The sequence below is a fragment of the Kribbella sp. genome (assembly GCF_035687465.1).
In the GTDB taxonomy this organism is placed as follows: Bacteria; Actinomycetota; Actinomycetes; order Propionibacteriales; family Kribbellaceae; genus Kribbella.
The window spans coordinates 1-25,971 of record NZ_DASRXP010000588.1; the positions used below are offsets into that span (position 1 = coordinate 1).

Below are 25,971 nucleotides of genomic sequence, written 5' to 3' on the forward strand. Positions count from 1 at the left end.
CCGGCGAGCAACCGGGGCAGCCGCGAGGCGACCAGCACGTTGGCCGAGTTGTCCGTGCCCTGACCGATCACCAACCGGAGCAGGTCCCCGGCGTTCACCGAGGACGTGCCCTGGGTCAGGTGAATCCCCGCCAGCAGAACCACCGCGACCACCGCGATCAGGAACACACCGGCCACGCGGACCCGGCGTACGGGCTGCTGGGTCGCTGAGAGCTCCGGCCGCGTGGCGGTCAGCTGGGTCAAGAGGTGACTGCCTGCACGGTGGCGTCGATGAACTGCTCGGTCGACAGCGGTCCGCCGAACATCCAGATGCCGTCGGACAGCCGGTGGACCCGGCCGGACTTCACGAAGGGCAGGTTCTTCCAGATGGCGTTCTTGGCCAGATCCTCGCCGAATACGTCACCGCCGTCCGCCTTGGACGCGATGTAGAGGAAGTCGCCGTCCGGCAGCTTGGTCAGACCCTCGATGTCGGTCTGGGCCAGCCCGTAGTCCTTGTCGCCGGCGCCGGTCCAGCTGTTCTTCAGACCGAGCTCGGTGGTGACGGCGCCGAGCAGCGAGCCGGTGGTGAACATCCGGATCGAGATCGTGCTGCCCTGCTTGTAGCCGTCGGCCATGGTGAAGGCTCCGCCGGCCTTGCCCGCGTCGGCGATCTTCTGCTTGCCGTCGGCAAGGGCCTTGTCGAAGTCGGCGAGCACCGTGGTGGCCTTGTCCGACTTGCCGACCGCCTGGGCGATCAGCTCGATGTTCTTCTTCATCTGCGGGATCGCGTTCGCCGCGTCCGCGCCGCGGACGACCAGGACCGGCGCGGCCTTCTCGATCTGCGCGATGGTGCTCGCCGACTCGTCCGTGGTGACGATCACCAGGTCGGGGTTGAGCGCGACGATCGCGTCCACGCTGGCCTCGCCGCGGGTGCCCATGTCCTTGACCGACGGGTCGAGCTTCGCCGCGCTGACCCAGGTGGTGTAGCCCTTGGTGTCGGCGACGCCGACCGGCATCACGCCGAGGGTGATCAGGTTCTCGACCACGCCCCACTCCAGCCCGACCACCTTTGTGGCGGGCGCCGGCAGGTCGAGCTTCTTGTTCCGCGCGTCCGTCAGCGAGACGGGCTGGGCCGCGGCCGAACTGTTCGCCTCCGGGGTGACGTTCTCGCTGCTGCCGCAGGCGGTCAGCACAAGCGCCAGGACGGCGGCCGTCAGGGCGGTGACTCTTCTCATCAGGACCTCAGGTGTTTTGAAGGGTGGGTCGTTGCAGGTGCTTGCCGACCGGCTGGGTGCCGATCCGGCCGGTGCTGGGATCGGTGCTGACGTCGATCCGGATCCCGTAGGTCTCGGACAGCGCGTCCGCGAGCAGGACCTCGGCCGGCGTACCGGTCGCGCGGATCCGGCCGCCGTCCAGCAGCACGATCCGGTCGGCGACGTCGGCGGCCTGGTTCAGGTCGTGCAGGACCACCCCGACGGCGACCCCGTGATCGTCGGCGAGGTCGCGCATCAGGTCGAGGATCTCGATCTGGTAGCGCAGGTCGAGGAAGGTGGTCGGCTCGTCCAGCAGCAGGACGCCGGTGTCCTGGGCCAGGCAGGTGGCGAGCCAGACCCGCTGCAGTTCACCACCGGACAACTCGTCGACGGCCCGGTCGGCCATCGTGGTGACGCCGGTGACGTCCATCGCGTGCGTGATCGCCGCGTTGCCGTCGGGGTCGTCGTTGCGCCAGCGACCGCGGTACGGGTACCGGCCGTAGCCGACGACGTCACGCACGCTGACGCCGTTCGGGGTGGGGCGGGACTGGGAGAGCAGCGTCACCCTGCGGGCGAAGTCCTTCGCGGACAGGTCGAGCGCGGAGGTGCCGTCGGGGAAGGTGATCGCCCCGGCGTCGGCGCTGTGCAGCCGCGCGAGGGCGCGCAGCAGCGTGGACTTACCGCTGCCGTTCGGGCCGACCAGAGCGGTGACGCTCGCCGCCCCGATCTCGAGGGAGGCACCGGTCACCACTTGCTTGCCGTGATACCCGAGGTCCAGATCCTCCCCCGCCAGCCCCACTGACTCTCGCATGGCAGGAGGATAGCCTTACCTAAGCTGGCATGTCAGCCTCACGACTGGCGGTCGACCGCTCACTCCCCGTACTGCGCCTCAGAGGGCCGCGGCCAGCTCTGTGCCCTGGGCGATCGCCCGTTTGGCGTCCAACTCGGTGGCAACGTCGGCACCGCCGATGAGGTGGACCGACCGGCCGGCGGCACGAAGAGCCTCAGCCAGGTCGCGGACCGGCTCCTGGCCGGCGCAGATGACCACGGTGTCGACCTCGAGGACCCGCGCCTTCTCCCGCTTGGGGCCGAAGGTGATGTGCAGACCTTCGTCGTCGATCCGCTCGTAGTTCACCCCGCGCAACTGCTCGACCTGCTTGCTCTTGAGCGCCGCGCGATGCACCCAGCCGGTGGTCTTGCCGAGACCCGCGCCGATCTTGCCGGCCTTGCGCTGCAGCAGATACACCTGCCGCGGCGAGGGCTCCGGACGCGGCTTGGTCAGCGCACCCGGGGCGAGGAGCGGATCCGTCACGCCCCACTCGGCCTTCCAAGCGGCAAGGTCGAGCGTCGGCGACTCATCGGTGGTCAGGAACTCGCTGATATCCACTCCGATCCCGCCCGCGCCGACCACAGCCACCCTGGCTCCGACGGGCCGCCCGTAGCGCACGACCTCGACGTACGAGAGGACCTTCTCGTGGTCGATGCCGGGGATCGCCGGGATCCGCGGTGACACCCCGGTGGCGAGCACGATCTCGTCGAACCCGGTCAGGTCCTCGGCGACCGCCCGGTGACCGAGGTGCACCTTGACGCCGGTGAGCTCGAGCCGGCGGCGGTAGTACCGGATGGTCTCGGCGAACTCCTCCTTGCCGGGGATCCGCCGGGCGATGCCGAACTGCCCGCCGATCTCGCCGTCCGCCTCGAACAGCTCGACCTGGTGTCCACGCTCGGCCGCCGTCACCGCCGCGGACAGTCCCGCGGGCCCGGCGCCGACGACCGCGATCTTCTTCGTACGCCGGGTCGGCAGCAACTGGAGTTCCGTCTCGCGACCGGCCCGGGGATTCACCATGCAACTGGCCTTGCGCTTGGCGAACACATGGTCCAGGCAGGCCTGGTTGCACGCGATGCAGACGTTGATCTCGTCGGCCCGGTCGGTGGTTGCCTTGAGCACCCATTCGGGATCGGCCAGGAACGGCCGGGCCATGCTGACCAGGTCGGCGTCACCGCGGGCCAGCACCTCCTCGGCGACCTGTGGCAGGTTGATCCGGTTCGAGGTGACCACCGGGATCTTCACGTGCGGTCGGAACGAGGCCGTGATCGAGGTGAACGCGGCCCGCGGTACGGAGGTGACGATGGTCGGCACCCTGGCCTCGTGCCAGCCGATCCCGGTGTTGATGACGGAGGCACCCGCGGCTTCGATCTCCTTGCCTAGCGCAACCACCTCCTCCCAGGGCTGGCCGCCTTCGACCAGGTCGGCCATCGACAGCCGGTAGATGATCAGGAAGTCCGGGCCGACGCGTTCCCTGGTTCGCCGCACGATCTCCACAGCCAGCCGGCGCCGGTTCTCCGCGCTGCCGCCCCACCGATCGGTGCGCTTGTTAGTGCGCTCGGCCAGGAACTGGTTGATGAAGTACCCCTCGGAACCCATGATCTCGACCCCGTCGTACCCGCCGACGCGAGCCAGTGCGGCGCACTCGACGTACGCGTCAATCTGGCGAAGAATGCCGCGGTCCGACAGCGCTCGCGGGCGGAACGGGTTGATCGGCGCCTTCAGGGCAGACGCGGAGACGCTGAACGGGTGGTACGCGTAGCGGCCGGCATGCAGGATCTGCAGGGCAATCCGGCCGCCTTCGGCGTGCACGGCATCGGTGACCACGCGATGCTTGAGGGCTTGCCGGCGACTGGTGAGCCGGGAGCTGAACGGGGTCAGCCAGCCGGTGCGATTCGGGGCGTATCCCCCGGTGACGATCAGGCCGACGCCGCCGCGAGCCCGCTCCGCGAAGTGCGCGGCAAGCTTCGGCAGATCCTTGGCCCGATCCTCCAGACCGGTGTGCATCGAGCCCATGATCACCCGGTTCTTCAGAGTGACGTGGCCGAGGTCCAACGGGGCCAGCAGGTTCGGGTAGGGATCGTTCATCGGATGCCCTCCGATCGCAGTGCCTGGATGACTTCTTCACACCAGTCCACGAAGGACTGCTCAGCCCGTACGCCGCCGCGGAGTACGAGGTACTGATGGAGTTCGCGGCCGCTGAGCTTGTCCGGCTTGGGAAAGTCTCGTCGCTGGATCGTCAGATAGACCTCGAGCCGGATGTTGTGCTCGGCGCGGTGGCGCTCGACCTCCCGGAGTACGGCGGAACTGTCGCCGAGGGAGGCGCCGCGGAGCTTGATGCCGAGTTCGTCGCGCAGGGTAATGGGCTCCACCGGTTCGGCGAGCCAGCGGGTGAGCTCCGCCCGGCCGGCCTCGGCGACCCGGTAGACCTTCTTGTCCGGGCGGCCCTCCTGCGCGACCTCCGTGTGGGTGACCCAGCCGGAGTCCTCCATCCGGCGCAGCACCCGGTAGATCTGCTGGTGCGTCGCCGCCCAGAAGAACCCGATCGACCGGTCGAACCGCCGGGCCAGCTCGTAACCGGACCCGGCGCGCTCGGTCAGCGAAACCAGAATCGCGTGCTCCAACGCCATGTCGCAGACTCTACCTATGCAATCAGTTGCACTGCACCTGATTGCAAGCTGGATCACAGTCCAGGCCGTTGGGCCGTCCACGAGAGAATGGACCTGACCCCTTTGAAGTTCGGATCGGAGCACGATGGATTCCCAGGCCCACCCGACCAGGACCACGCTGCCGGGGATCGGGACTCGCTACGACCTCGTCACCGACGACGGCAAGCACATCTCGCTGGTGGCGCACGAGGACGGACGGCGGTTCCTCGGGTTCCACGATCCCGACGACGACGACAACTGCACGAACAGCGTGCCACTGGACCCGGCCGAGGCGAGCGCACTGGCCCAGCTGCTGGTCCCGGCCCCGATCACGCCCCTGCACAGCGGGATCGAGATCGACCTGATCACCGAGCAGATCCCGATCACCGCGCGGTCGCCGTACTCCGGGCGCACGCTCGGCGACACCCAGGCCCGCAGCCGCACCGGGGCCTCGATCGTGGCGGTACTGCGGCGGACCGGCGCGGTGCCGTCGCCGACCCCCGCCTTCCGTTTCGCGACCGGGGACACCCTGGTCGTGGTGGGGACCCGCGAAGGCGTCGGCGCGGTCGCCGACTTGATCGCCGGCGGGTGAGCTGATGCACGAGACCGCCTCGTTGCTGATCGAGCTCGGTGCCGTGCTGCTGGCGCTGGGCATTCTCGGGCGGATCGCCGTCCGGTTCGGCTTCTCCCCGATCCCGCTCTACCTGCTGGCCGGACTCGCCTTCGGGCACGGCGGCCTGCTGCCGTTGGACGCCAGCGAGGAATTCGTTGCCACCGGCGCCGAGATCGGCGTCATCCTGCTGCTGTTGCTGCTGGGTTTGGAGTACACGGCCTCGGATCTGGTCGGCACGCTGAAAACGCAGTACCTGTCGGGCATCGTGGACTTCTTCCTGAACGCGTTGCCGGGCGCGGCGGTGGCCCTGCTGCTCGGCTGGGGACCCGTCGCCGTGGTGGCGCTGGCCGGGGTCACCTGGATCTCGTCCTCCGGCGTGATCGCGAAGGTGGTCGGAGATCTCGGCCGGCTGGGCAACCGGGAGACGCCGGTGGTGCTTGGCATCCTCGTACTGGAAGACCTCTCGATGGCGGTCTACCTGCCGATCCTGTCGGCGCTGCTGGCCGGGGTCGGCCTGGCCGGCGGCAGCATCACCCTGCTGATCTCGCTCGGCACAGTGAGCGTCGTCCTGTTCGCCGCCTTGCGTTATGGGCGGGTGATCAGCCGGGCGGTGTCATCGGACAACCCCGAAATGCTGCTCCTGGTGGTGCTCGGCCTGACGCTGCTGATCGCGGGGATCGCCCAGCGACTGCAGGTCTCGGCCGCCGTCGGCGCGTTCCTGGTCGGGATCGCGTTGTCGGGCGAGGTAGCCAAAGGCGCGCGCAGTCTGCTCAGCCCGCTGCGGGACTTGTTCGCGGCAGTGTTCTTCGTGTTCTTCGGGTTGAGCACCGACCCGGCCGACATCCCGCCCGTACTGGCCGTCGCGCTGGGGCTGGCGGTGCTGACCGCGCTGACGAAGATCGCGACGGGCTGGTACGCCGCTCGCCGGGCCGGTGTGAAAACCGCCGGGCGATGGCGAGCCGGTGGAACGCTGGTGGCGCGCGGCGAGTTCTCGATCGTGATCGCAGGGCTCGCGGTCGGGGTGGAACCACGCCTTGGCCCACTGGCGACGGCGTACGTCCTGATCCTGGTCATCCTCGGCCCGATCGCCGCCCGCTACACCGAGCCGATCGCCCGCAAACTAACCACCCGCACCAAACCAACCACCAGCACAAGCACGATCGCCGACCGAGTAGACGACCCAGCAGACACCCGAACCTAGGGAAGATCCGCGCCTGACGGCGCGGGGTGGGCGGGGTGCACTCGACGCACAACCGCCTCAGGTGGGGTGGTTGGCTCGGCGGTTTTCTGTGGCGAGGGTGACGGTTTGGTGGATGCGGCGGGCGCGGGTTTCGGGGCGTTTGGCCAGGGTGATCCATTCGAGGATCAGGCGCTTCGAGGAGGGTGGGAAGGCCTGGAAGTGGTGGGCGGCGGCCGGGTTGCGGTCCAGCTCCAACTGGAGGTCCGCGGGAATGATGCCGTTCTGGGCTTCGGCTAGGCGGTCCCAGGTGCCGGTTTGTCGAGCACGGTCGACTACCTCTTGGCCGGCCTCCGCCATCAGGCCCTCGGCGATCAGCCGCTCGACCCGATCCCGGTTGCTCTGGCTCCAAGTACTGCGCGGGTTCCGCGGCGTGAAGCACTGGTACGTGCTCTCGGCATCGCGCCTTATCGTCTTGCTGTCCACCCACCCGAAGCACAGCGCATGCTCGACCGCCGCCACGTAGTCCAGCCCCGGCCCGTCATTCCGGTGCCGACGGACGACCACCCAAAGCGACCGCTCCGACTGCCCGTTCGCGGCCAGCCAATCGCGCCACTCCGCGACACCGTCGAACAGGACTGCCTCGTCGTCCGTGATCACCTGCGCGCTCATCCTCAGGCCCTGCTTTCCGTCGTCTCGATCCGTCTGAGCATCAGCATGCACCCGATAAGTGCTCACCAAATGAGCACTTTGTTCAGAAGAGTGACTCAGCCTTCAGAAGAGTGCGTCGGCCCGCTCGTGGTCCAGCAGGTGCTGCTTCCGCTCGAGCCCGCCGCCGTACCCCGTCAGGCTGCCGGTCGAGCCGACCACTCGGTGGCACGGGACGATGATGCTGATCGGGTTCTTGCCGTTCGCGAGACCGACCGCCCGCGAGGCCGCCAGGGACTTGCCCAGACCGACAGCGAGTTCCCCGTACGTCGTGGTCTCGCCGTACGGGATGCTCTTCAACGCGGTCCACACTTCTTGCTGGAAAGGGGTGCCGACCAACTTCAGCGGTACGTCGAAACTGGTGCGCTCGCCGGCGAAGTACTCCTTCAACTGCTGCACGACCTCGGGCAGAACGGAATCGTCGCGCACACCAAAGGTCTCCAGGGCGGGGAGATGGCGTTGCTGCTCCATGTAGAGGCCCATCAGTTCACCGTCGGCGGACGCCACCAGGGTCAGCTCGCCGATCGGGCTGTCGATCACCGCGTAGGGCACGGGGTCACGCCTCCCACTGGGTTCGCTTGATCCGGTAGAGCACGTGACGCTCCAGCCGGTGGCCCTTCTCTATCCGAGGGTGATCGAAGTCGTCCGCCTCGTCGTGCGTCATGCCGATGCGCTGCATCACCCGCTGGGACGGGAGATTGGTGGTCGCGGTGAAGGAGACGATCTCGTCCAGCCCGGCCGGGCCGAAGCCGTACCCGAGCGCCGCCCGGGCCGCCTCGGTCGCAAACCCGTTGCCCCAGGCATCTTTCGCCAGCCGCCAGCCGATCTCGACCCCCGGCAGGCCATTCTCGACCGTAGAGAGGAAGGGGGCCTCGAAGCTCGGCACCGACAGCCCGGTGAAGCCGATGAACTGCCCGGTCTCCCGGACCTCCAGCGCCCAGAATCCGAACCCTCGCTCGGCGATCATCTGGTTGAAGTAGTCGACCTGCTCATAGCTCGCCTCCCGCGCCACGGGCCCCGCGAAGTGCTCCACCACGGCCGGATCCTGGTTCAGGTCCGCGTAAGGCTCAGCATCGCTCTCCTTCCAGGGACGTAACAGCAGGCGGTCGGTGGTCAGCTCAGTCATCTCACTCCGTCGGAATCTTGTTGATGGCATGCTCTCCGGTCGCCCAGAGGTACTGCACGGCATAGGCCCGCCAGGGACGCCAGACGCGCGCGTGCTCGGTCAGTGCTTTGGGGGCCTCCGGCAACCCTAGGTCACGCGCCGCGTACCGGATGCCCAGATCGCTGCCCACAAAGGCGTCCGGGTCACCGAGCGCCCGCATCGCGATCGACTCGACGGTCCACGGGCCGATCCCCGGCAACGCCCCGAGCTGCTCGCGCGCCTTGTCCCAGTCGCTGCCGGCGCCGAGGTCGATCTCCCCGGCCGCGAGGGTGGCGATCAGCGTGGTCAGCGTCGTCCGCCGGGACTTCGGAAAGGCCAGCGATTCCGGATCGAGCTCGGCCAGTGCGTCCATTCGCGGAAACAGATGGGTCAACCCACCCGACGCATCATCGACTGGTTCACCATGCGCCACCACCAACCGGCTGGCGTGGGTCCGCGCCGCCGCCGTGGAGACCTGCTGCCCCAACACAGCCCGTACTGCGAACTCGGCGCCATCCACGGTCCGCGGAACCCGCCGGCCCGGCGACTTCTCGATCAGCGGCGCGAGCACGGCATCGGTCCGGAGTTGGTCGTCCACGGCGATCGGGTCAGCATCGAGATCGAGCATCCGCCGGCAGCGGCTGATCGCGATCGACAGGTCCCGCTGGTCCGTCAGCGAAAGCTGGCAGGCGATGTGGTCCGGCATCGGCCTGAGCGCGACCACGCCGTGCCCGTGCGGCAGCCGTAGGGTCCGCCTGTACGCGCCGTCACGCCACTCCTCGACCCCAGGCACCCCGGTCGCGATGAGATGGCCGAACAGGTTGTCCGGAGTCAGCGGCGCCCGGAACGGCAGCCGCAACGAGATCGTCCCTGGGACGGTCGCCTGCGTGCCGCGCTTGGCACGGCTTCGCAACTCGGTCGGCGAGAGCGCGAACACCTCCTGCACGGTCTCGTTGAAGGCCCGCACACTGGAGAACCCGGCCGCGAACGCGACATCCGCCATCTGGAGCGAACTGGTCTCGATCAACAACCGCGCGGTCTGGGCCCGCTGAGCCCGCGCCAACGCCAATGGCCCTGCCCCGAGCTCTGCCAGCAACTGCCGCTGCACCTGCCGCACGCTGTACCCGAGCTGGGTCGCGAGCCCCGGTACGCCGTCGCGGTCGACCACGCCGTCCCCGATCAGCCGCATCGCGCGAGCGACCAGATCGGCCCGCTGATTCCACTCGGGCGAGCCCGGGCTGGAGTCGGGCCTGCACCGCTTGCAGGCGCGGAACCCGGCCTGCTGGGCGGCCGCCGCGCTCGGGTAGAACCACATGTTCTCAACCTTCGGCGGCACCACCGGGCAGCTCGGACGGCAGTAGATCTTGGTGGTCAGGACAGCCGTGAAGAACCAGCCGTCGAACCTGGCGTCCTTCGACTGGACCGCCCGCACACACCGCTCGACACATTCGTACACGTGACCAGCATCCCTGCCTCCGCCGACACTTACTAGCGGATTTGCGACATGGTGATGGCGCCGGCGTCCGGACCGGGCGGCGCTGCGGTCGCGGGAATACGACGGCAGGATCCCGGGTCGCATTTCCGCCGGTAGCCGGTCGCGGTGACTGCTGAACTGAGGTCTCGGCCTCAGCACACCAAGAAGAACGGAACTTCTGATGACGTCAGACCTGACAGGCAACTCAGCCCTGGTGACCGGCGGCAGCCGCGGTATCGGTGCGGCGGTGGCGATCGCCCTCGCCGTACAGGGCGCTGATGTCGCCTTCACCTACAACAACGCAGCGGACGAAGCAGCCCGCGTGGCCAAGGAGATCGAGGCGGCCGGTCGGCGGGCGATCCCGATCAAGGCCAATGCGGCTGACGCGGACGCGATCAAGGCGGCGGTGAGCCAGGCCGCGGACGAGTTCGGCGGGCTGAACATCTTCGTGAACAACGCCGGGATCGGTGCGGTCGGCATGATCAGCGAGGTCGCGCTCGAGGACCTGGATCAGGTGCTCGCGATCAACGTGCGCGGCGTGTACCTGGCGGCGCAGGCGGCCGCGGCGCGCCTGTCCGACGGTGGGCGGATGATTCACATCGGCAGCTGCATCTCGGACCGCAACGCCGGTCCGGGGATGACGCTGTACGCGATGAGCAAGTCGGCGATGGTCGGGCTGAACAAGGGTCTGGCCCGCGATCTCGGCAGCCGCGGGATCACGTCGAACGTCGTACAGCCTGGTCCGACGGACACGTCGATGAACCCGGCAGACGGTCCGTTCGCAGCCCAGCAGCGGTCGTTCCTCGCACTGGATCGCTTCGGAACCGTCGACGACGTAGCCGCCGCAGTTCTCTACTTGGCCGGCCCGGGTGGCTCGTACGTCACCGGCACAGAACTGAACGTCGACGGCGGCCACGCCGCCTGACCTCCGCCAGGCGGATCTTGTCGGTAGGGCCGGGTAGCTTCTGGCTATGCGGTTCTCGGTGACGGTGGGGGCGGTGGGGCCGGGGCGGGATCCGCGCGGGCTGGCGGAGCTTGCCCGGGTGGCGGAGGACTCCGGCTGGGATGCCGTGTTCCTGGAGGACTATCTCGTCTACCAGGGCGACACCTCGATGCCGACCTACGACCCGTGGATCTGCCTGGCCGCGATGGCGGCGGCCACGTCGACGATCAAACTCGGTACGACGGTGACGCCGGTGCCGCGGCGGAGACCGTGGAAGCTGGCGGCGGAGGCGGTCGCGCTGGATCACCTGTCCGGCGGCCGCCTCATTCTTGGCGTCGGGATCGGCGATCCAGGCGATCCGTTCCTGGCCGGCGCCGGGCAACCGTCCGACCCCCGCGTGCTGGCCGGGAAGCTCGACGAGTCCCTGGAGATCATCGACGCGCTGTGGACCGGGGAACCTGTTCACTACCGGGGCGCCCACTACTCCCTCGACGGTGCCCAGCTGACAGCTTGCCCTGTGCAACGACCCCGGATCCCGATCTGGGTCGGCGGCAACCTCCTGGTCCCGGCGGTCCGGCGCCGCATCCTCCGCTGGGACGGCTCCTGCGCCTACAAAGGTCCCACTGACGCACCTCAGCAGCTGACCCCGGACGACGTCCGCGCCCTCGTCGCCGATCACGCTGGGGCGAGCACCGACGCCGGCCGGGACCCCGCAGTACGGGCCTTTGACATCAAAGTGAGGTTTGGTGACGGGGATCCGGCGGAGTTCGCCGAGGCTGGTGCGACCTGGTGCGGCCGGTGGCTTCCGCCCGGGCCGGCGGCCACCACCTACGAAGCGATCCGGCCCGGCCCACTCCGCCTCGCCTGACCTACCGCCAGCCGTTGACAGGTGCCCGGAGGGCGGGTGAGACTGCGAGGAGTTTTAACGTTCAAACGGGCGTCCCGGGAGCGAGGAGGTCGTGGTGGCTACGCTGAAGCAGGTTGCCGCTCATGCGGAGGTCTCGGTCCAGACCGTCTCGAACGCGCTGAACGCACCGCACCGCCTCCGGCCGGACACGTTGCAACGAGTCACCCGGTCGATCGAGCTCCTCAACTACCGCCCCAATCGTAACGCCCGCAGCCTCCGCACCAGCGCGGTCGAACTGATCGGCTACTGCGTACCGAGTCTGCCGAGCGGCCAGGCGCACCTGGTGATGGACCAGTTCCTGCACGCGCTCTGCACCGCGGCCGAGGCCACCGGCCAGCACATCCTGCTGTTCACCGCGCCCCCTGGGGTCGAGGGCATGCCGGTGTACGACGATCTGCACGCGCGCCGGATGGTCGACGGGTTCGTGCTCTCGCAGACGCAGACCCACGATCCACGGCACGGCTGGCTGAAGGAACAGGACATCCCGTTCGTGTCGTTCGGCCGGGTTTGGAAGGAGACCACCCAGCCCGGCCCGTACGTCGACGTCGATGGCGCGGCTGGTTGCGCGGACGCGGTGCAGCACCTCCACCAGACCGGGCGGCGGCGGATCGGCTTCCTCAGCTGGCCGAAGACGTCCGGCCTCGCGGAGGACAGGTTGAGTGGCTGGCGCACTGCCTGCAAGGAGCTCGATCTCCCGACCGGAAGCCTGGCGATCCGCTGCCGCGAGGACACGATGGACGAAGGCGCCCGCGCGACCGCCGAACTCCTGGACGCAGGCGAAGGTGTCGACGGGATTGTTGCCATCAGCGACATCCTCGCGCTCGGCGCCCTCCGTGAGCTCAGCCGTCGCGGTCTGACTGCCGGCGCGCAAGTAGGGGTCGTCGGCTTCGACGACTCCCCTCTCGCCTCGGTCGTCTCCCCCGCCCTCACCAGCATCCGCCAGCCGATCGACCAGATCGCCACCCAACTCATCAACATTCTCACCGGTCTGCCGGCCGGTCCGGAGACCGCCGAGCAGGCAGACGTCTCGACCGAGCGTCTGCTGTTACCCGAATTGGTGATCAGGGGTAGTTCGGCCCCTGGCTGATGTGGTGTGCCGCACCACGAGAAGGAGGTAACCCGTCATGACATCCCGCCCTGTCGGACGAACCACCAGACGGACCGCTGGTCCACCCGGATCGCGGTTCCGCTCCCGTCGAAGTAAGGCGAGTGGAGCCGGCCTCCTCGCCGCCGCCACAGTGCTCGCTCTCGCCGGCGCCGGCTCCACCGCAGTCGCGGGCCCCACCGCAGTCGCAGGACCGAACGCAGTCGCGGGGTCGAACGCGGGGGCAACTGCCTCGACAGCGGTCGGGACCGGCGGCGGCGCGAGCGGAGTACCGGCTGAACTGTCGGAGACTCGGCGGTTGAGTGAGCGGCGGTCGCTGGTGGTCGGCGACCGGGCTTATGCGATGGGTGACGAGAGCGGCCTGTATCCGGCGACCGGCTGGCATATCCGTGGCGAGATGGGCGGCTTCTGGACGCAGCCGGTGAAGTTGCTCGACGGTCTGTGGTTCGGTCTCGACGGCGCCTGGCTCGGCAAGGACGTGGCGGCGGCGAAGTACACCAGCGGCCAGGGCTACCAGCGGATCGACTACGGCGGTGACGTCACCGTACGCCGGACCGACTTCGTGCCCGACGACATCCGCGCGACCCTGGTCGGAGTGACGCTGCAGTCGAGCACAGCCAAGACCGTCAAGCTCGACGTGGACGCCCACTCCGAGCTGATGGCGTCGTACCCGTGGGGCTCGACCACCCCGAACGCGGGGCAGGCCAACCTCCCCGACACTGGTTCCTACAGCGACGGCACCCTGCAGTTCAGAGATCAGGGCACACCGCCGATCACCAACGCCGCGGCGCACGACTACACCGCACTCGTCGGATCGTCCCTGCGTCCGACGAGCCACGCCCTCGGCGCGAACTACCGCGGCCCGCAGGACCCGGCCGTCATCTGCCCGGCAGACGGTACGCCGCCACCGCGCTGCGACGACTCCGCCTTCGGCAAGGGCACCGGTGGCCGCGTCAGCTACGACGTTGCCCTGAAGGCGGGTCGGCCGACCACCATCTGGTTCGCGGTCGCGGGCTCGGACCAGAGTGGCAACGAAGCCCAGCGCGAGTACCGCAAAGCGCTCAGCAACCCCGAGAAGTTGCTGAAGGCAAAGATGAACGACCGCGCGGACGTCGCCGCGATGAGCGCAGTGGACCTGCCTGGTGACCGGCTACTGCAGCAGAGCGTCGAGTGGAGCAAGCAGAACCTCGCGGACTCGGTCCAGGAGGCGCACGACCTGCAGATCCGCGACGTCAACGAAGGCAAGGCCTACCCGGCCCCGGTCGGCACGGTCGACACCGCCCGCTGGTTCGGCGCCGGCTTCCCGGACTACCCGTGGCTGTTCGCCACCGACGGCGAGTACACCTCGTACGCCGCGGTCGCGGCCGGGCAGTTCGACACGGCGAAGGCACACCTGCGGGCGCTCCGCGACGTCAGCGACCTCCTCAACGCCCGGAGCGGCAAGGTTGCCCACGAGGTCGTCCACACGGGCGACGTGTACTTCGGTTCCAACACGAGCGCGGGCAACACCGACGAGACGGTGAAGTTCCCGAGCATCGTGGCGCTGCTGTGGCGATGGACCGGCGACGACCGGTTCCGTGACGAGATGTACGACTTCAGCGTGCGCAACCTGCAGTACGTCTACCGCGAACTGGACGCCGACGGCGACGGCTGGCTCGAGGGACTCGCGAACGTCGAGCGCAGCGGCATGGGCAGCGAGAAGCTCGACAGCACGGTGTACCTCGCTCGCGGTCTGCGCGATCTCGCCGACCTGGCCGGGTCTCGCAAGGACAAGCCGATCCAGCAGTGGGCGACCGCGAAGGCCGACGACCTCGAGAAGCGGTTCGAAAGCCAGTGGTGGGTCACCCAGGCCGTCGGCTACGCCGACTCGATCGACGACCCGGCGAACCCCGCCAACGACAACACGCCGATCTTTCAACGGCACTGGACCGGCGTCACCCCGATGGAGGCCGAGCTGGTCCGCCCAGGACAGCTAGTGTCTCCGCTGGCGAGTCGGGAGCACGCAGCAACGGCTCTTACGCAACGTGAGAAGGCTTGCTACACAGGCGAATTCGGCTTGTTCCACACAGGCACGGGCCCGACCGCCGACGCAGCCGGCAACCCCGGTCCGTCCTGCGACACCGTGGTCTCAGCGGTGAAGAGCGAACGCAGCATCTTCTCGCTGAACACCTCGATCATGGCCGTTGCTGAAGGCAACTTCGGTCGCCTGGGCCAGAACCAGCAGCAGGTCTACACCACCGGCAACGCGCGGATCCAGCTCGACCCGTCGGTCTGGGAGACCCCGGGCGCGATGCCGGAGATCGCACCGTCGCCGGACTCGCCGGCGAACATCGACCGGCCGTTCACCGACCGCTCGATGACACTGCAGGCGTGGGGCGCGTACGGCGTTCTGTGGCCGGTGGTGCACCAGCAACTGGGTGTGAGTCCGGATCTCGGACATGGTCGGCTGTCGATCGTGCCGCAGATTCCGGGCGGTCAGCAGAAGGTGGCCGGTAGCAACATCCGACTCGGCCGTGGCGCTGCCGATGTCTCCGCACGCCTTGTGGGTAAGGAGTTGCGGACCGATGTGAAGGTGAAGGGGATCAAGGCAACAGTCACGGTCGGCGCGGTTCTGCCGGTCGGCGCGAAGGTTGCCGGGGTATCACTCGACGGCCGCGGCACGGCGTACAAGCTGGTGTCGACGGCCCGCGGTACGGAGGTGCAGGTGACAGCGCGCGACTCTTCGTCGTCGCTGAAGATCACTCTGCGCTGACAGCTCGGACGGACGGCCCCGGTGCAGATAGTGGTCTGCACCGGGGCCGTCCGTGCTGAATGCGAGCCCCCCGCCCCACCGCCCCGATCTGGCTGCGCTGGAAAGACCTGGAAAGAGCAGAGCCCCTCCGAGTATGAGTCGGAGGGGCCCCACAAGTAGCTGAAGGAAAGTGACGTCTCCAGCCTCCCGAACGGGTCCGGGGGTCCGGCAGACCCCGTCACCGGTCTACCTCGGTGGGGATCCCCACCGCTAGGGGCCTCGGATTCCGCTCGACCCGCCGCTCCTAGTGGAACAGCGTGTCGACATTTCTACAGCCCGGGCAGGGCACCGCACAACCCTTTCCAGCCAACAGATCCCGGCAATTGCTCAGGTTCCGCGTGTCGTCCACAGTGTGTGCGCGACCATCCACAGAAACGGCCCGGGTTATGCACACCCCCTGTGCATAACAACGCTCATCTGTCGTCACGGACAACGAGAGCAAACCATTGACTCGCAGCTCACTCCCAGCGGAAGTAGCGGGCAGCCAGGGCGAGGCAGGCGGCGGTGACGGCGACCATAGCCACCAGGTGGACGGTGCCCGGCCAGTTGCCGGCCCACGCGTCTTGCATCGAGCTCATGCCGGCACCCATCGGGGTGATGTCGCGCAGCCAGCGCAGCGACTCCGGCATCACGTCGCCCGGGGTCCAGACGCCCGCGAAGAACATGCTCGGGAAGAACAGGATGTTGCCGACGACGCTCGCACCCTTGGCCGTCGAGACCAGGCCGGCGATGAGCAGACCGATGGACAGCTGCGAGACGCAGTACAGCAGAGCAGCGAGAGTGAACATCAGCGGCGAACCAGGCAATGCTGCACCGAAGGCGACCTTGCCGACGAAGAGGATCAGCAGGATCACCGCGACGGCAGCGGCTACGTGCAGCAGCAACTGGGCGATCAGCAGCTTGACCGGACGAACCGGAGTGGTCGACATCCGGCGCAGTACGCCTTTCTCGCGGTAGCCGGCCAGGATCATCGGCAGCGACGCCAGCCCGAGGATGCCGACCCCGATGCCGATCGCCATCGTCGGCAGGAAGCTGACCGGGATGCCGTCCGAGCCGTCGTTGCCGAGCAGCGAGAAGATGGTCAGCAGCCCGAGCGGCAGCGCGAACACGAAGAACAGTCCGGACCATTCGCGGACGAACAGCTTGGTCTCGATCCGGGTCAGGGTCAGGGTCTGGCTCATCGCTCCGCTCCTTCGAAGTTGCGGCCCGCCAACGCGAGGAACGCGTCGTCGAGAGTGGTCTGTTCGGTGTGCAGGTCGACCGGCGCGAGCCCGCGGCCGGCCAGTTCGGTGACGACGGCGACCAGCAGGTCGTCGTTGCCGGTGACAACGACCCGGTCGCCGTCGTGGTGCACGGAGGTGACCGCCGGGAGTCCCTTCAGGATCGCGTCGTCGAGCTCGCCGGCGACCCGGAAGGTGATCCGTTGCCCGGAGCTGGCCGCCTCGACCAGGCCGGCCGGGGTGTCCAGCGCGACCACCCGGCCGGCGTCGATGATGGCGAGCCGGTCGCAGAGGTACTCGGCCTCCTCCATGAAGTGGGTGACCAGGATGATCGTCACGCCGGAGTCGCGGATCTGCTTGACCAGCTCCCAGGTGCCTCGGCGCGCCTGCGGGTCCAGGCCGGTGGTGAGCTCGTCGAGGATGGCGATCTTCGGGTTGCCGACCAGCGCCAGCGCGATCGACAGGCGTTGCTTCTGGCCGCCGGACAACTTGGCGAAGGCCGTGTTCCGCACCTTGGTCAGCCCGAGCCGCTCCAGCAGCTCGGCCGGATCCGCGGGGTTCGGGTAGAAGGACGCGTACAGCTCGAGAGCCTCGTGCGCCTTGATCCGCTCCGGCAACTCGCTCGCCTGGAGCTGCACCCCGACCAGCGAGGTGATCTCGGTACGCCGCTTGCGGGGGTCCAGGCCGGCCACCCGGACCGTGCCGGCGTCCGGCGTACGGAGTCCGGCGATCGACTCGACGGTGGTGGTCTTGCCGGCCCCGTTCGGGCCGAGGATGCCGAAGATCTCGCCCGCACGGACGGTCAGCGAGACATCCTCGACGGCGACGGTCGTGCCGTAGCTCTTGCGGAGGTGGTTGACGACGACAAGGTCGTCTTCGGGCCTGTTTTCGGGCATGGCAGAGCCTCCCTAGAGACTGCAGGGTGTTGGGTTCGGGTGGACTCAGCCCTTGGCGGGTTTGAGCCCCATCGGACGGAGCAGCAGGTAACCGAAGTACAGGCCGAGTGCACTGATTACGAGCACTCCCGGTACGCCGATCGCGAGCGGTGGACGGTGGTAGCCGGTGTTGCGCAGGGCCTCGGCAAGCCACTGTGCGACCAGCAGGAACTCCGCGGCGACAGCCGGCAGGAGGCCGAGCGGCAGCAACAGGAGTCCTTTCCAGAAGCCGAACCGGAAGAAGCTGATGCCGATCAGCCAGCCGGCCGCCTCGTGCGACAGGATCAGCAGGAAGAACTCGGTGAAGATCAGTCCGGCCTGCGAGGTCTTGGTGAACAGATGCGGGTTGTCCAACAACTGGGTCAGCCCGGCCAGGTCGTAGAGCCCGCGCTCCGCCTGGTAGGCGAGCACCCAGATCACCGCGGTGGCGGCCGCCGCGCCGACCAGAAGGATGCTGCTGGCAACGGCGAACATCCGCCGGGTCACCCCGTGCGCCACCATCAGGGCGAACAGTGCCGGGGTCAGCGTGATGCCGACCGCCGCGGAGAAGTACTTCGGCGACTGGGTCCCGTAGTCCCAGACACTGTGGCCGTTCCCACCGGTGACGAGCTGCGTGATCAGCCCACCCACCAGGAAGGCCACCAACATCACCAGCCAGTAGCCACCGATCATCGGACGCAGCCCGAGCGCCATGGCCTGCAGTACCTTTCCGAGCCGCTGCGTCGCGGTCACTCCGCGCGGCAGCGTCGCGGGGCCAGGTCGGGTCAGGACGGCGGTCATCGGTCACTCTCCTTCACGTGGGCCGAGCCGGTCAGGTGGACGAACAGCTCCTGCAGACCGACCGGACCGATCTCCAGTCCGGCCGACCGCGCCTTGGCCAGCAGCGGCTCGTCCAGATCGCCGAGCACGGTGCTGGACTTGGTCCCGCCGAGCCGCTGCTCGGCGAGCACGGTCAGGCCGGCGGTCAGCTCGTCGACGGCCGCGGCCGGGCCGACGATCGAGGCACCGCGGCCGCGCAGCGCGTCGACCGGCGACTGGGTGATCAACTTGCCGTTGTCGAGGATGACGACCTCTTCCAACAGCGCGCTGACCTCGCTGACCAGGTGGGTGGACATCACGATCGTGCGAGGCACCTCGGTGTAGTCGGCGAGCAGTGCGTCGTAGAAGAGCTCCCGCGACGGCACGTCCATCCCCAGGTAGGTCTCGTCGAAGATCGTCAGCGGCGCGCGACTGGCCAGCCCCAGCACGACACCGAGCGCAGACTTCTTCCCCCGCGACAGTTTCTGCACCTTCTTGCGGACCGGCACCTCGAACTTGTCCAGCAGTTCGCCGGCCAGCTCCGCATTCCAGTACGGCCGCAGGCTGCTCGCCAGCGCGAGGATGTTCCGGACCGGCTCGGAGCCGACCAGGTCGCCGCCGGACTCGCGGATCAGGCAGACGCGGCTCGTCACGACCGCGTCCTCGTACGGCTCGCGCGCCTCGCCCAGGTCGCCGCCTTCCAGCAGCACCCGGCCTTCGTCGGCCTGGCGGAAACCGGCCAGCACCGCGGCGAGCGTGCTCTTGCCGGAGCCGTTCCGCCCGAGCAGTCCGTGGATCTTGCCCGGCGTGAGCAGCAGGTCCAGGCCGTCCAGCGCGGGGGCTCCCCCGAACCGCACCGTCAGGTTCTCGATCCGCACTCCCAGCCCGTTCACTGTGCCTCCTTCTGGATGTGCCGGACGATGTCCTGCAGCGGTACGCCGATCGCCTCCGCCTCGCGGAGCATCGGATCCACCACGTCGGCGAAGAACGAGTCCCGCCGGCCGGTGCGGAGCAGGTCGCGGGCGTTCGGGGCGACGAACATGCCGATCCCGCGCTTCTTGTAGAGCACGCCCTCGTCGACCAGCTGGGCGAAGCCCTTGGCCGCGGTGGCGGGGTTGATCCGGTAGAACGCCGCGTACTGGTTCGTCGACATGACCTGTTCGTCCTCGGCGAGGGCACCCGTGACGATGTCGTGCTTGATCTGCTCCGCGATCTGCAGATAGATCGGGCTGCGATCGTCGAACACGGGTCCCTCCTGACTCGGTGGTGGGCGGTGCTTCCTGGGCGGTGCTGCCTGGGCACTGCGAGGTTCTTCGGTTCGTAGGTTCATTACTTGACTAACGAACCGTAGCACCGACTGGCCGGGGGCCGTCAAGTGCGGACCTGCTGGGAACCGGACCACTAGCCTCGGCAGCACCTCACAGGCACGGGACAAGGCGGAACCAATGACTTCAATTCACGACGAGGCCCTGCAGGCAGCTCGCCAGTACGCCGCTCAGGCGGCCGATGTGGCCGGAAAGCTCAAGCCCGGCACCTACGACTCGGTCGCCGCACTGGCACTCACCTCGATCGCCCACAGCCTGAGCGTGCTCGCCTCCCGGTCGGCCGGGGACCCGGACCGCCCCAACGGCTGACCCGATCAGCCCCCGCCGGCCGCAGCCGCGGCCGAGGCCTGGACCGACTTGCGAAGCGCCGGTACTACGGGTCCTACGCGGACAGCGAGTTGCGCCAGGCGATCCTTGTGGCGATCTCGCTGGTCCTTGCTGACCACCGTGCGGAGATCACCGGTCGCCGCCAGTACGACGAGGGCGGCGTCGCGGAGGTCGATCCGGGTGACCAGTCGGGCCGGCCGCAAGGTATCCGTTGCCGCCTGCAACAACTGACGGCGTACCAGCGGTTGGCGAAGGGTGATCCGCTCGGCCGGGAAGAGACCGAACCGGCGATGGGGTTCGACCTTGATCAACCTGGCGCGCTCGAGTTCGTCGCGGACCTCCCGAAGGATCCCGCGATGATGCCGGTCGATCCAGTACCGCCACTTGCGTGGTGACGACGCACTGATGTCGTCCAGCATGCTCGCGGCGATCGGATCGTGCGGACGCCCACGCTGGACCTTCACCTGCGCACGATCATCGTCGTCGCCGAGATGACCGCTCAGCTGAAGATCGATCAACGCGGCCGCGCGCAGCATCTGGCCGAGCCTGGACCGCGACGCCAACCGCCCGGTCGCGGGATCGTAGGCCAGCAGGAAAAGCCTTGCAGGCAACGCATCCGGAAGCTTGCTGGAGGCAACAGGCCGTACTGCGGGTCTGCGGGTGAGGCGTGGTGGCATGACTACTCCTCCTCTTTGGGCGGACGGCCCTGGGGGCGCATCTTGCCGACGTTGCCCGGCAGGCGGCCGGCATCGGCGAGGGCCCGCCGGAGCAGGAACTCGATCTGGGCGTTGGTGCTCCGCAACTCGTCAGCCGCCCAGCGGGCGAGCGCGTCGTGCACCACGGGATCCAGCCGGAGCAGGATCTTCTTCCGCTCGGTCGCCACGGGTCAGCTCACTGGTACAGCGAGCCGGCGTTGACGACCGGCTGCGCGTCACGGTCGCCGCACAGCACCACCAGCAGGTTGCTCACCATCGTCGCCTTGCGCTCCTCGTCCAACTCCACCACGTTGTGCTCGGACAGCCGCTCCAGGGCCAGTTCGACCATGCCGACCGCGCCTTCGACGATCCGCTGCCGGGCCGCCACGATCGCGCCCGCCTGCTGCCGGCGCAACATCGCCTGGGCGATCTCCGGGGCATAGGCGAGGTGGGTGATCCGGGACTCGATCACGTGCACGCCCGCGGCCTGGACCCGGACACCGATCTCGGTGGACAGCGTCCCGGTGATCTCGTCGGTGCTGTCGCGCAGGGACAGCCCGCCCTCTTCGGTGTGCACGTCGTACGGGTAGCTGTTCGCGATGTGGCGGACGGCGGTCTCGGTCTGGATCGCGACGAACTCGACGAAGTCGTCCACCTCGAACGTCGCCTGGGCGGTGTCCTCGACCTGCCAGACGACCACCGCGGCGATCTCGATCGGGTTGCCGTCGGCATCGTTCACCTTGGCGACAGCCGTTTCGTGGTTGCGGATCCGGGTGGAGATCTCCTTGCGGGTGGAGATCGGGTTCACCCAGCGGAGTCCGTCGGTGCGGATCGTCCCGGCGTACCGGCCGAGGATCTGCAGGACCCGGGCCCGGCCGGGCGAGACCGGCGTGAGGCCGCCGGCGAGGATCACGCCGGCGACGAAGAGGACGATCGCGACGACCACGAGGGCCGTGTTCTCGCCGTCGAGACCGACGATGAAGAGCACGACGGCTGCCGCCACCGCGACGACCGCCAGTCCGAGGACCGGCCAGCCGTTGAGGTCACGCGCGGACCGCTCGACGACCTTCGGCTTGGGCATCTCGACCATCACATCGACATCGGCACTCATGGTTCTGCTCCTTCGCTGGACTAATAGCCCGAAGGTAGCATAGTGATATCAGTTTTTGAAAGCTGACGTCCGAAGAACTGGAGGGACGTCCCGCCAGTTCTTCGGACGCAAGGGGGAACTAGAGGGGGTGGGAGAGGGCGAGGAGGGCGTGTTGCCAGTCGGTGGAGTGGGAGGCGGGCAGGGGGTCGATCGGGCCGTCGTTCCAGGCATGGATCGGGCGGATGCCGTGCAGGGCGTTGAGGAGCCAGACCTCGCGGTCCATCAGGTCGGCGGGAGTGCGGGAACGTTCGGCGGACTCGATGCCGCGGGTGGTGGCGAGGTCGCGGAGGAGCGCGACGGTGACGGACGGGAGGAGGGGGCGGTCGGCGGGTGGCGTGCAGAGGGTGTCGTCCTCCCACCAGACCACGGCGGAGTAGGCCGCTTCGAGCACCGTGCCGTCGGCATCGAGCAGGAGGATCTCGTCGGCGTGCTGGGTCGCGGCCGCCTCGGCCTTCAGGGCTCCGAGCATTTCCAGGTCGGGACCTTTGACGCGCGGACTGGTACGAGGGTCCGGTTCCTCATGGACGGCGACCCGCACCCGTCCACCTTGCGGCGGCGCAGGACGGGCTTGCAACGCCAATCGCCGCCCGTCATCCGTCAACCCGTCGGACCAGAGTTCGAAGCGGGGGAACCAGCGGCCGAAGCCGGGGAGGCGGGTGACGTGGTCGTCCCAGTAGTCGCCCGCGCCCTCGAAGCCGAGCGCCTTGCAGGAGGTGGTGAAGCGATGCCGGTGCAGGTCCAGGCCGCGGACGGTGCCGTTGGCAACGAGGAAGGAATCAGCGACCAGCAAGGAGTTCACGATGACCTGCCGTGGAGAGTAGCGGTTGCCTTGAGCACCATTTCGTCGTACTCGTCGGCCGGGTCGGAGTCGAGCACGATCGCGCCGCCGGCGCCGACCACGGTCTGGTCCGGCGTCATCACCGCGGTCCGGATCACCACGCTGAGGTCGGCCCGGCCGTCGACGGTCAGATAGCCGAGCGCACCCGAATAGACCCCGCGCGCACTCCACTCCAGCTCGTCGAGCAATTCCATCGTGCGGATCTTCGGCGCTCCCGTCATCGATCCGGGCGGGAAGCAGGCGCGGACCGCATCCAGCGCATCCACCCCTGCGCGCAACCGGCCGCGGATGGTGCTGACCAGCTGATGCACGGTCCGGTAGCTCTCGACTTTCATCAGTTGCGGGACCTGGATCGTGCCGGGTTCGCTGACCCGGCCGAGGTCGTTGCGGATCAGGTCGACGATCATCAGGTTCTCCGCGCGGGTCTTCTCGTCCTCGGCCAGCCCCTTCGCGATCAGCTCGTCCTGGTCGGCATCCTCGGAACGCGGTGCCGTGCCCTTGATCGGACGGCACTCGGCCCAGCCGTCGGCGTCCACGGTCAGGAACCGCTCGGGTGACGAGCTGGCCACCGCGAGCGGGCCGTACCGGAGGAAGGCTGAGTACGGCGCGGGGTTGCGTTCGCGTTGCCACAGGTAGAACTCGAACGGGTCGGCGACGGCCGGCAGCCGGACCCGGTTCGTCAGGCAGACCTCATACGTCTCGCCGGCCTCCAGCGCGAGCCGGCAGGCGTCGATCCCGGCCAGGTAGGTCTCCCGGTCCTGCTCCAGCAGCGCCTCGAGCTCGAGCTCGGCGATCGCGGGCCGCGCGGCCGAACCCATCGACCAGGAGGCCGCGGAGTTCTCGGCGCGGTCCAGCCAGGCCGCGGCCTCGGGATCGCCGGGCGAGTGGACTGCCACCAGGAAGGACAGACCCCGGTCATGGTCGACGACGGCGAAACGATTCGCCCAGATCCACAAGGCATCCGGCGTCGGCGCCTCGTGCGCGACCGAACCACCGGTCAGCGCCTTCAACTCATAGCCGAAGTACCCGACATAGCCACCGCTGAAGACATCCCGCAACGACTCCGGCACCTCGCCCAGATCCTTGCCGGCGAGGAGCTCCCGCAGCTCACCGAAGACATCACCATCGGCCACATCCCGTACGACGACCTCCGCGCCGGCGCCGGTCGTCGTACCGAGGACCGAGACCCGGCGGTCGCTGGGGGGATGGGTTCCGCCGGGCCGGCCGCGGTCGGCGAGGCTGCCGTCCAGCCAGAAGGCCGCGGGCTCGTCGGCGAGCAGTTCGCGGTAGAGCGACTGGCCGTCCAGCTCGTGATCCAGCAGGCGGATCGACCAGGTCAGGGCAGGCACACCAGAACCGTACCTACTCGCCGCCCCGGTTACTCCCCCCAACCACCCACCGAACGGTCGGGTCAGGCGAGGGCGAGGTTGGTGCGCATGGCGGTGATTCGGCGGACTGGGATGGCGACCTCGAGGCCGTCGCGGGCTTCGGCTCGTTCTGCCAGCCAGTGGGCAGCCGACTCGCGGCGGCGGTCCGGGGTGCCGGGGAGGTAGAGGGCGCCGACCATCAGGCGGGCATCGTCGATCGACCGCACGGTGTAGGCGTACCGCTCGCGCTGGCTCTCCATCACGTCGAATCCGGCGCCGCGCAGTTGTTCCTTGAGCCCGGTGATCTCACCGCTGGCCGGGAACTGTGGCGCCGACCTCAGCCGTGTCGTCAGACCGGTGAGCGTGCGGATATCGCCCCGGCGGAGTGGACGGACGGCGGGGATGGTCGCGGCGAGCACCCCGCCGCGGCGCAGTACGCGGGCGGCCTCGGCGAGCACCTCCGGCAGCGGCTGCAACACCATCAGCCCCATCGAGCAGGTGACGACGTCGAAGGCTTCGTTCGCGAACGGCAGGTGCCGGGCGTCGGCCTGCACTCGCGGCCCGGGCGCGCCCGCCAGCTGGACCGGGTTGTTGTCCACCCCGATCACGTGGCGGCCGGACAGTTCGCGCGCGACCGGCCCGTTCCCGCAGGCGAGGTCGAGCACCCGGCGAGCCTCTCCGGACACGGCTCGCACCAGCCAGCGGTAGGGGGTGTGATCCCCCGCCACGGCTCGGGACAACAACGCTGATGTACTACCCGGGGTCGCGGTGTGGAACTCTCGCAGGTAGCAGGGCCAGTCGATCTCGTTCTCAGACATCGTGGACAGACGTTACTGCCTGACCACAGCGAGTACAGCATCGAGAGCTGGCTGTGGCCGTTCTTAATGCAGCTCTGAACAACCGGAAGCCAATCGGTGGCCCCGGGCTCAGGCGGAATCAGACCACGCTGACGAAGATGTGGCCCGCGGTCTCGTCGCTGATCACACCGCCGGCCTCGCGGCTGCCGAGCAGCACACCCTCCGCGTCCAGCGTGGAGTCGACCTCGCGGCCCGGCAACGCACCGGCCCGACGGAGCACCGCCATCGCGCTGTCGTCGGTCTGCACCGGCTCGGCGATCCGCCGTACCAGCACCCGGACCGCCACACCGGTCGCCTGGTCCAGCACCTGGTCGAGCGGCTCGACGCCGATCCGGAAGTCTCCGATCGCGGTCGCCTGGCCCTCCTTCTGCAGCTCCTCCAGGCCCGGGATCGGGTTGCCGTATGGCGACTCGGTCGGGTTGTCGAGGATCTTCATCAGCCGGAGCTCGACCGCGTCGCTCATCACGTGCTCCCAGCGGCAGGCCTCGGCGTGCACGTCCTCCCACTCCAGCCCGATCACGTCCACCAGCAGCCGCTCGGCGAGCCGGTGCTTGCGCATCACCCGGACCGCCTGCATCCGGCCGACAGCGGTCAGCTCGAGGTGCCGGTCGCCCTCCACCGTGACGAGCCCGTCGCGCTCCATCCGCGCCACCGTCTGGCTCACCGTCGGGCCGGACTGGTGCAGTCGTTCGGCGATCCGGGCGCGCAGCGGCAGGATGCCTTCTTCTTCCAGCTCATAGACGGTCCGCAGGTACATCTCGGTGGTATCGATCAGCTCGCTCACGCCACCCATTCTCACCTATGTAGGCAACCCTTACCCAATCTCCTCTGCCAGCACCTCAAGCGAGGTTCAAATTCGGTGCGACGGCGGTACTTGACCATCACCCCCATC

At 68.5% G+C, this 25,971-nt stretch carries 27 protein-coding genes and 1 pseudogene; 7 read left to right on the forward strand and 21 right to left on the reverse strand.

Annotated elements, in window-relative coordinates; all coding sequences use genetic code 11:
- The 5 genes and pseudogenes from VFG33_RS31030 to VFG33_RS31050 all read right to left on the reverse strand — a co-directional run.
- Positions 1–242 (reverse strand): annotated as a pseudogene (locus tag VFG33_RS31030) (ABC transporter permease); the annotation flags it as partial.
- Positions 239–1,213: an ABC transporter substrate-binding protein gene (locus VFG33_RS31035; protein ID WP_325056541.1), complete on the reverse strand. Its 975-nt coding sequence runs from the start codon at positions 1,211–1,213 to the stop codon at positions 239–241. The gene VFG33_RS31035 and the pseudogene VFG33_RS31030, both read right to left, overlap by 4 nt.
- Positions 1,214–1,220: 7 nt before the next feature.
- The gene (locus VFG33_RS31040) at positions 1,221–2,042 is read right to left on the reverse strand and encodes an ABC transporter ATP-binding protein (protein ID WP_325056542.1); all 822 of its coding nucleotides are present in this window, start codon (positions 2,040–2,042) and stop codon (positions 1,221–1,223) included.
- A 78-nt stretch (positions 2,043–2,120) separates the two neighbouring features.
- Complete coding sequence (locus VFG33_RS31045) at positions 2,121–4,145, reverse strand: oxidoreductase (RefSeq protein WP_325056543.1); 2,025 nt, start codon at positions 4,143–4,145, stop codon at positions 2,121–2,123.
- Positions 4,142–4,687, reverse strand: coding sequence for a PadR family transcriptional regulator (locus VFG33_RS31050; protein WP_325056544.1), 546 nt, complete (start codon positions 4,685–4,687; stop codon positions 4,142–4,144). Before VFG33_RS31050 ends, VFG33_RS31045 begins: the two co-directional genes overlap by 4 nt.
- A gap of 124 nt (positions 4,688–4,811) precedes the next feature.
- Between VFG33_RS31050 and VFG33_RS31055 the strand changes: the two genes are divergently transcribed.
- Together VFG33_RS31055 and VFG33_RS31060 are read left to right on the forward strand one after the other, a co-directional pair.
- Entirely contained in the window at positions 4,812–5,297 is a 486-nt protein-coding gene (locus tag VFG33_RS31055; protein WP_325056545.1) for a cation:proton antiporter regulatory subunit, read from the forward strand.
- Between the two features lie 4 nt (positions 5,298–5,301).
- The gene (locus VFG33_RS31060; protein WP_325056546.1) at positions 5,302–6,519 is read left to right on the forward strand and encodes a cation:proton antiporter; all 1,218 of its coding nucleotides are present in this window, start codon (positions 5,302–5,304) and stop codon (positions 6,517–6,519) included.
- Positions 6,520–6,576: 57 nt separating this feature from the next.
- Here VFG33_RS31060 and VFG33_RS31065 read toward each other — a convergent pair whose 3' ends face one another.
- From VFG33_RS31065 to VFG33_RS31080, 4 genes are all read right to left on the reverse strand, one after another.
- Positions 6,577–7,167 carry a YdeI/OmpD-associated family protein gene (locus VFG33_RS31065; protein WP_325056547.1) on the reverse strand — a complete coding sequence of 197 codons (591 nt, stop codon included), beginning with the start codon at positions 7,165–7,167 and terminating at the stop codon, positions 6,577–6,579.
- 102 nt (positions 7,168–7,269) lie between these two features.
- Positions 7,270–7,755, reverse strand: coding sequence for a methylated-DNA--[protein]-cysteine S-methyltransferase (locus tag VFG33_RS31070; protein ID WP_325056548.1), 486 nt, complete (start codon positions 7,753–7,755; stop codon positions 7,270–7,272).
- Between the two features lie 4 nt (positions 7,756–7,759).
- On the reverse strand, positions 7,760–8,329 hold the full coding sequence (locus tag VFG33_RS31075; RefSeq protein ID WP_325056549.1) for a GNAT family N-acetyltransferase: 570 nt from the start codon (positions 8,327–8,329) through the stop codon (positions 7,760–7,762).
- 1 nt (position 8,330) lies between these two features.
- Entirely contained in the window at positions 8,331–9,803 is a 1,473-nt protein-coding gene (locus tag VFG33_RS31080; RefSeq protein ID WP_325056550.1) for an AlkA N-terminal domain-containing protein, read from the reverse strand.
- A gap of 199 nt (positions 9,804–10,002) precedes the next feature.
- Here VFG33_RS31080 and VFG33_RS31085 point away from each other — a divergent pair, with 199 nt between their 5' ends.
- The 4 genes from VFG33_RS31085 to VFG33_RS31100 all read left to right on the forward strand — a co-directional run bounded on the left by VFG33_RS31085 (position 10,003) and on the right by VFG33_RS31100 (position 15,528).
- Positions 10,003–10,746: an SDR family NAD(P)-dependent oxidoreductase gene (locus tag VFG33_RS31085; protein WP_325056551.1), complete on the forward strand. Its 744-nt coding sequence runs from the start codon at positions 10,003–10,005 to the stop codon at positions 10,744–10,746.
- Positions 10,747–10,792: 46 nt separating this feature from the next.
- The gene (locus VFG33_RS31090; RefSeq protein ID WP_325056552.1) at positions 10,793–11,632 is read left to right on the forward strand and encodes an LLM class flavin-dependent oxidoreductase; all 840 of its coding nucleotides are present in this window, start codon (positions 10,793–10,795) and stop codon (positions 11,630–11,632) included.
- Between the two features lie 94 nt (positions 11,633–11,726).
- On the forward strand, positions 11,727–12,758 hold the full coding sequence (locus VFG33_RS31095; RefSeq protein ID WP_325056553.1) for a LacI family DNA-binding transcriptional regulator: 1,032 nt from the start codon (positions 11,727–11,729) through the stop codon (positions 12,756–12,758).
- A 37-nt stretch (positions 12,759–12,795) separates the two neighbouring features.
- Complete coding sequence (locus VFG33_RS31100; protein ID WP_325056554.1) at positions 12,796–15,528, forward strand: glycogen debranching protein; 2,733 nt, start codon at positions 12,796–12,798, stop codon at positions 15,526–15,528.
- Positions 15,529–16,025: 497 nt separating this feature from the next.
- Here VFG33_RS31100 and VFG33_RS31105 read toward each other — a convergent pair whose 3' ends face one another.
- The 5 genes from VFG33_RS31105 to VFG33_RS31125 are packed head-to-tail and all read right to left on the reverse strand — an operon-like array spanning position 16,026 to position 19,766.
- Positions 16,026–16,748 carry an ABC transporter permease gene (locus tag VFG33_RS31105; RefSeq protein WP_325056555.1) on the reverse strand — a complete coding sequence of 241 codons (723 nt, stop codon included), beginning with the start codon at positions 16,746–16,748 and terminating at the stop codon, positions 16,026–16,028.
- Positions 16,745–17,683 carry an ABC transporter ATP-binding protein gene (locus tag VFG33_RS31110; RefSeq protein WP_325056556.1) on the reverse strand — a complete coding sequence of 313 codons (939 nt, stop codon included), beginning with the start codon at positions 17,681–17,683 and terminating at the stop codon, positions 16,745–16,747. Before VFG33_RS31110 ends, VFG33_RS31105 begins: the two co-directional genes overlap by 4 nt.
- A 45-nt stretch (positions 17,684–17,728) precedes the next feature.
- Positions 17,729–18,502, reverse strand: coding sequence for a hypothetical protein (locus VFG33_RS31115; RefSeq protein WP_325056557.1), 774 nt, complete (start codon positions 18,500–18,502; stop codon positions 17,729–17,731).
- Positions 18,499–19,413: an ATP-binding cassette domain-containing protein gene (locus VFG33_RS31120; RefSeq protein WP_325056558.1), complete on the reverse strand. Its 915-nt coding sequence runs from the start codon at positions 19,411–19,413 to the stop codon at positions 18,499–18,501. The genes VFG33_RS31115 and VFG33_RS31120 overlap by 4 nt, the downstream gene beginning before the upstream one ends.
- Positions 19,410–19,766 (reverse strand): GntR family transcriptional regulator, encoded by a 357-nt coding sequence (locus VFG33_RS31125; protein ID WP_325056559.1) that lies wholly within the window; start codon positions 19,764–19,766, stop codon positions 19,410–19,412. The genes VFG33_RS31120 and VFG33_RS31125 overlap by 4 nt, the downstream gene beginning before the upstream one ends.
- A 199-nt stretch (positions 19,767–19,965) precedes the next feature.
- Here VFG33_RS31125 and VFG33_RS31130 point away from each other — a divergent pair, with 199 nt between their 5' ends.
- Positions 19,966–20,154 carry a hypothetical protein gene (locus tag VFG33_RS31130; RefSeq protein ID WP_325056560.1) on the forward strand — a complete coding sequence of 63 codons (189 nt, stop codon included), beginning with the start codon at positions 19,966–19,968 and terminating at the stop codon, positions 20,152–20,154.
- Between the two features lie 5 nt (positions 20,155–20,159).
- Here the strand turns inward: VFG33_RS31130 and VFG33_RS31135 are convergent, their stop codons facing one another.
- The 7 genes from VFG33_RS31135 to VFG33_RS31165 all read right to left on the reverse strand — a co-directional run bounded on the left by VFG33_RS31135 (position 20,160) and on the right by VFG33_RS31165 (position 25,872).
- The gene (locus tag VFG33_RS31135; protein ID WP_325056561.1) at positions 20,160–20,849 is read right to left on the reverse strand and encodes a GOLPH3/VPS74 family protein; all 690 of its coding nucleotides are present in this window, start codon (positions 20,847–20,849) and stop codon (positions 20,160–20,162) included.
- Positions 20,850–20,851: 2 nt separating this feature from the next.
- Positions 20,852–21,055 carry a type II toxin-antitoxin system antitoxin gene (locus tag VFG33_RS31140; RefSeq protein ID WP_325056562.1) on the reverse strand — a complete coding sequence of 68 codons (204 nt, stop codon included), beginning with the start codon at positions 21,053–21,055 and terminating at the stop codon, positions 20,852–20,854.
- Between the two features lie 8 nt (positions 21,056–21,063).
- Entirely contained in the window at positions 21,064–21,978 is a 915-nt protein-coding gene (locus VFG33_RS31145) for an SPFH domain-containing protein (protein WP_325056563.1), read from the reverse strand.
- 118 nt (positions 21,979–22,096) lie between these two features.
- Positions 22,097–22,816 (reverse strand): aminotransferase class IV, encoded by a 720-nt coding sequence (locus tag VFG33_RS31150; RefSeq protein WP_325056564.1) that lies wholly within the window; start codon positions 22,814–22,816, stop codon positions 22,097–22,099.
- Positions 22,813–24,204 (reverse strand): aminodeoxychorismate synthase component I, encoded by a 1,392-nt coding sequence (pabB, locus tag VFG33_RS31155; protein ID WP_325056565.1) that lies wholly within the window; start codon positions 24,202–24,204, stop codon positions 22,813–22,815. The genes VFG33_RS31150 and pabB overlap by 4 nt, the downstream gene beginning before the upstream one ends.
- Before the next feature lie 62 nt (positions 24,205–24,266).
- A complete protein-coding gene (locus VFG33_RS31160) occupies positions 24,267–25,040 on the reverse strand; it encodes a class I SAM-dependent methyltransferase (protein WP_325056566.1) in 774 nt (257 codons plus the stop codon).
- Positions 25,041–25,158: 118 nt separating this feature from the next.
- Positions 25,159–25,872, reverse strand: a complete 714-nt coding sequence (locus VFG33_RS31165) for an iron-dependent transcriptional repressor DtxR (protein ID WP_524538159.1) — start codon at positions 25,870–25,872, stop codon at positions 25,159–25,161.
- Between the last annotated feature and the right edge of the window lie 99 nt (positions 25,873–25,971).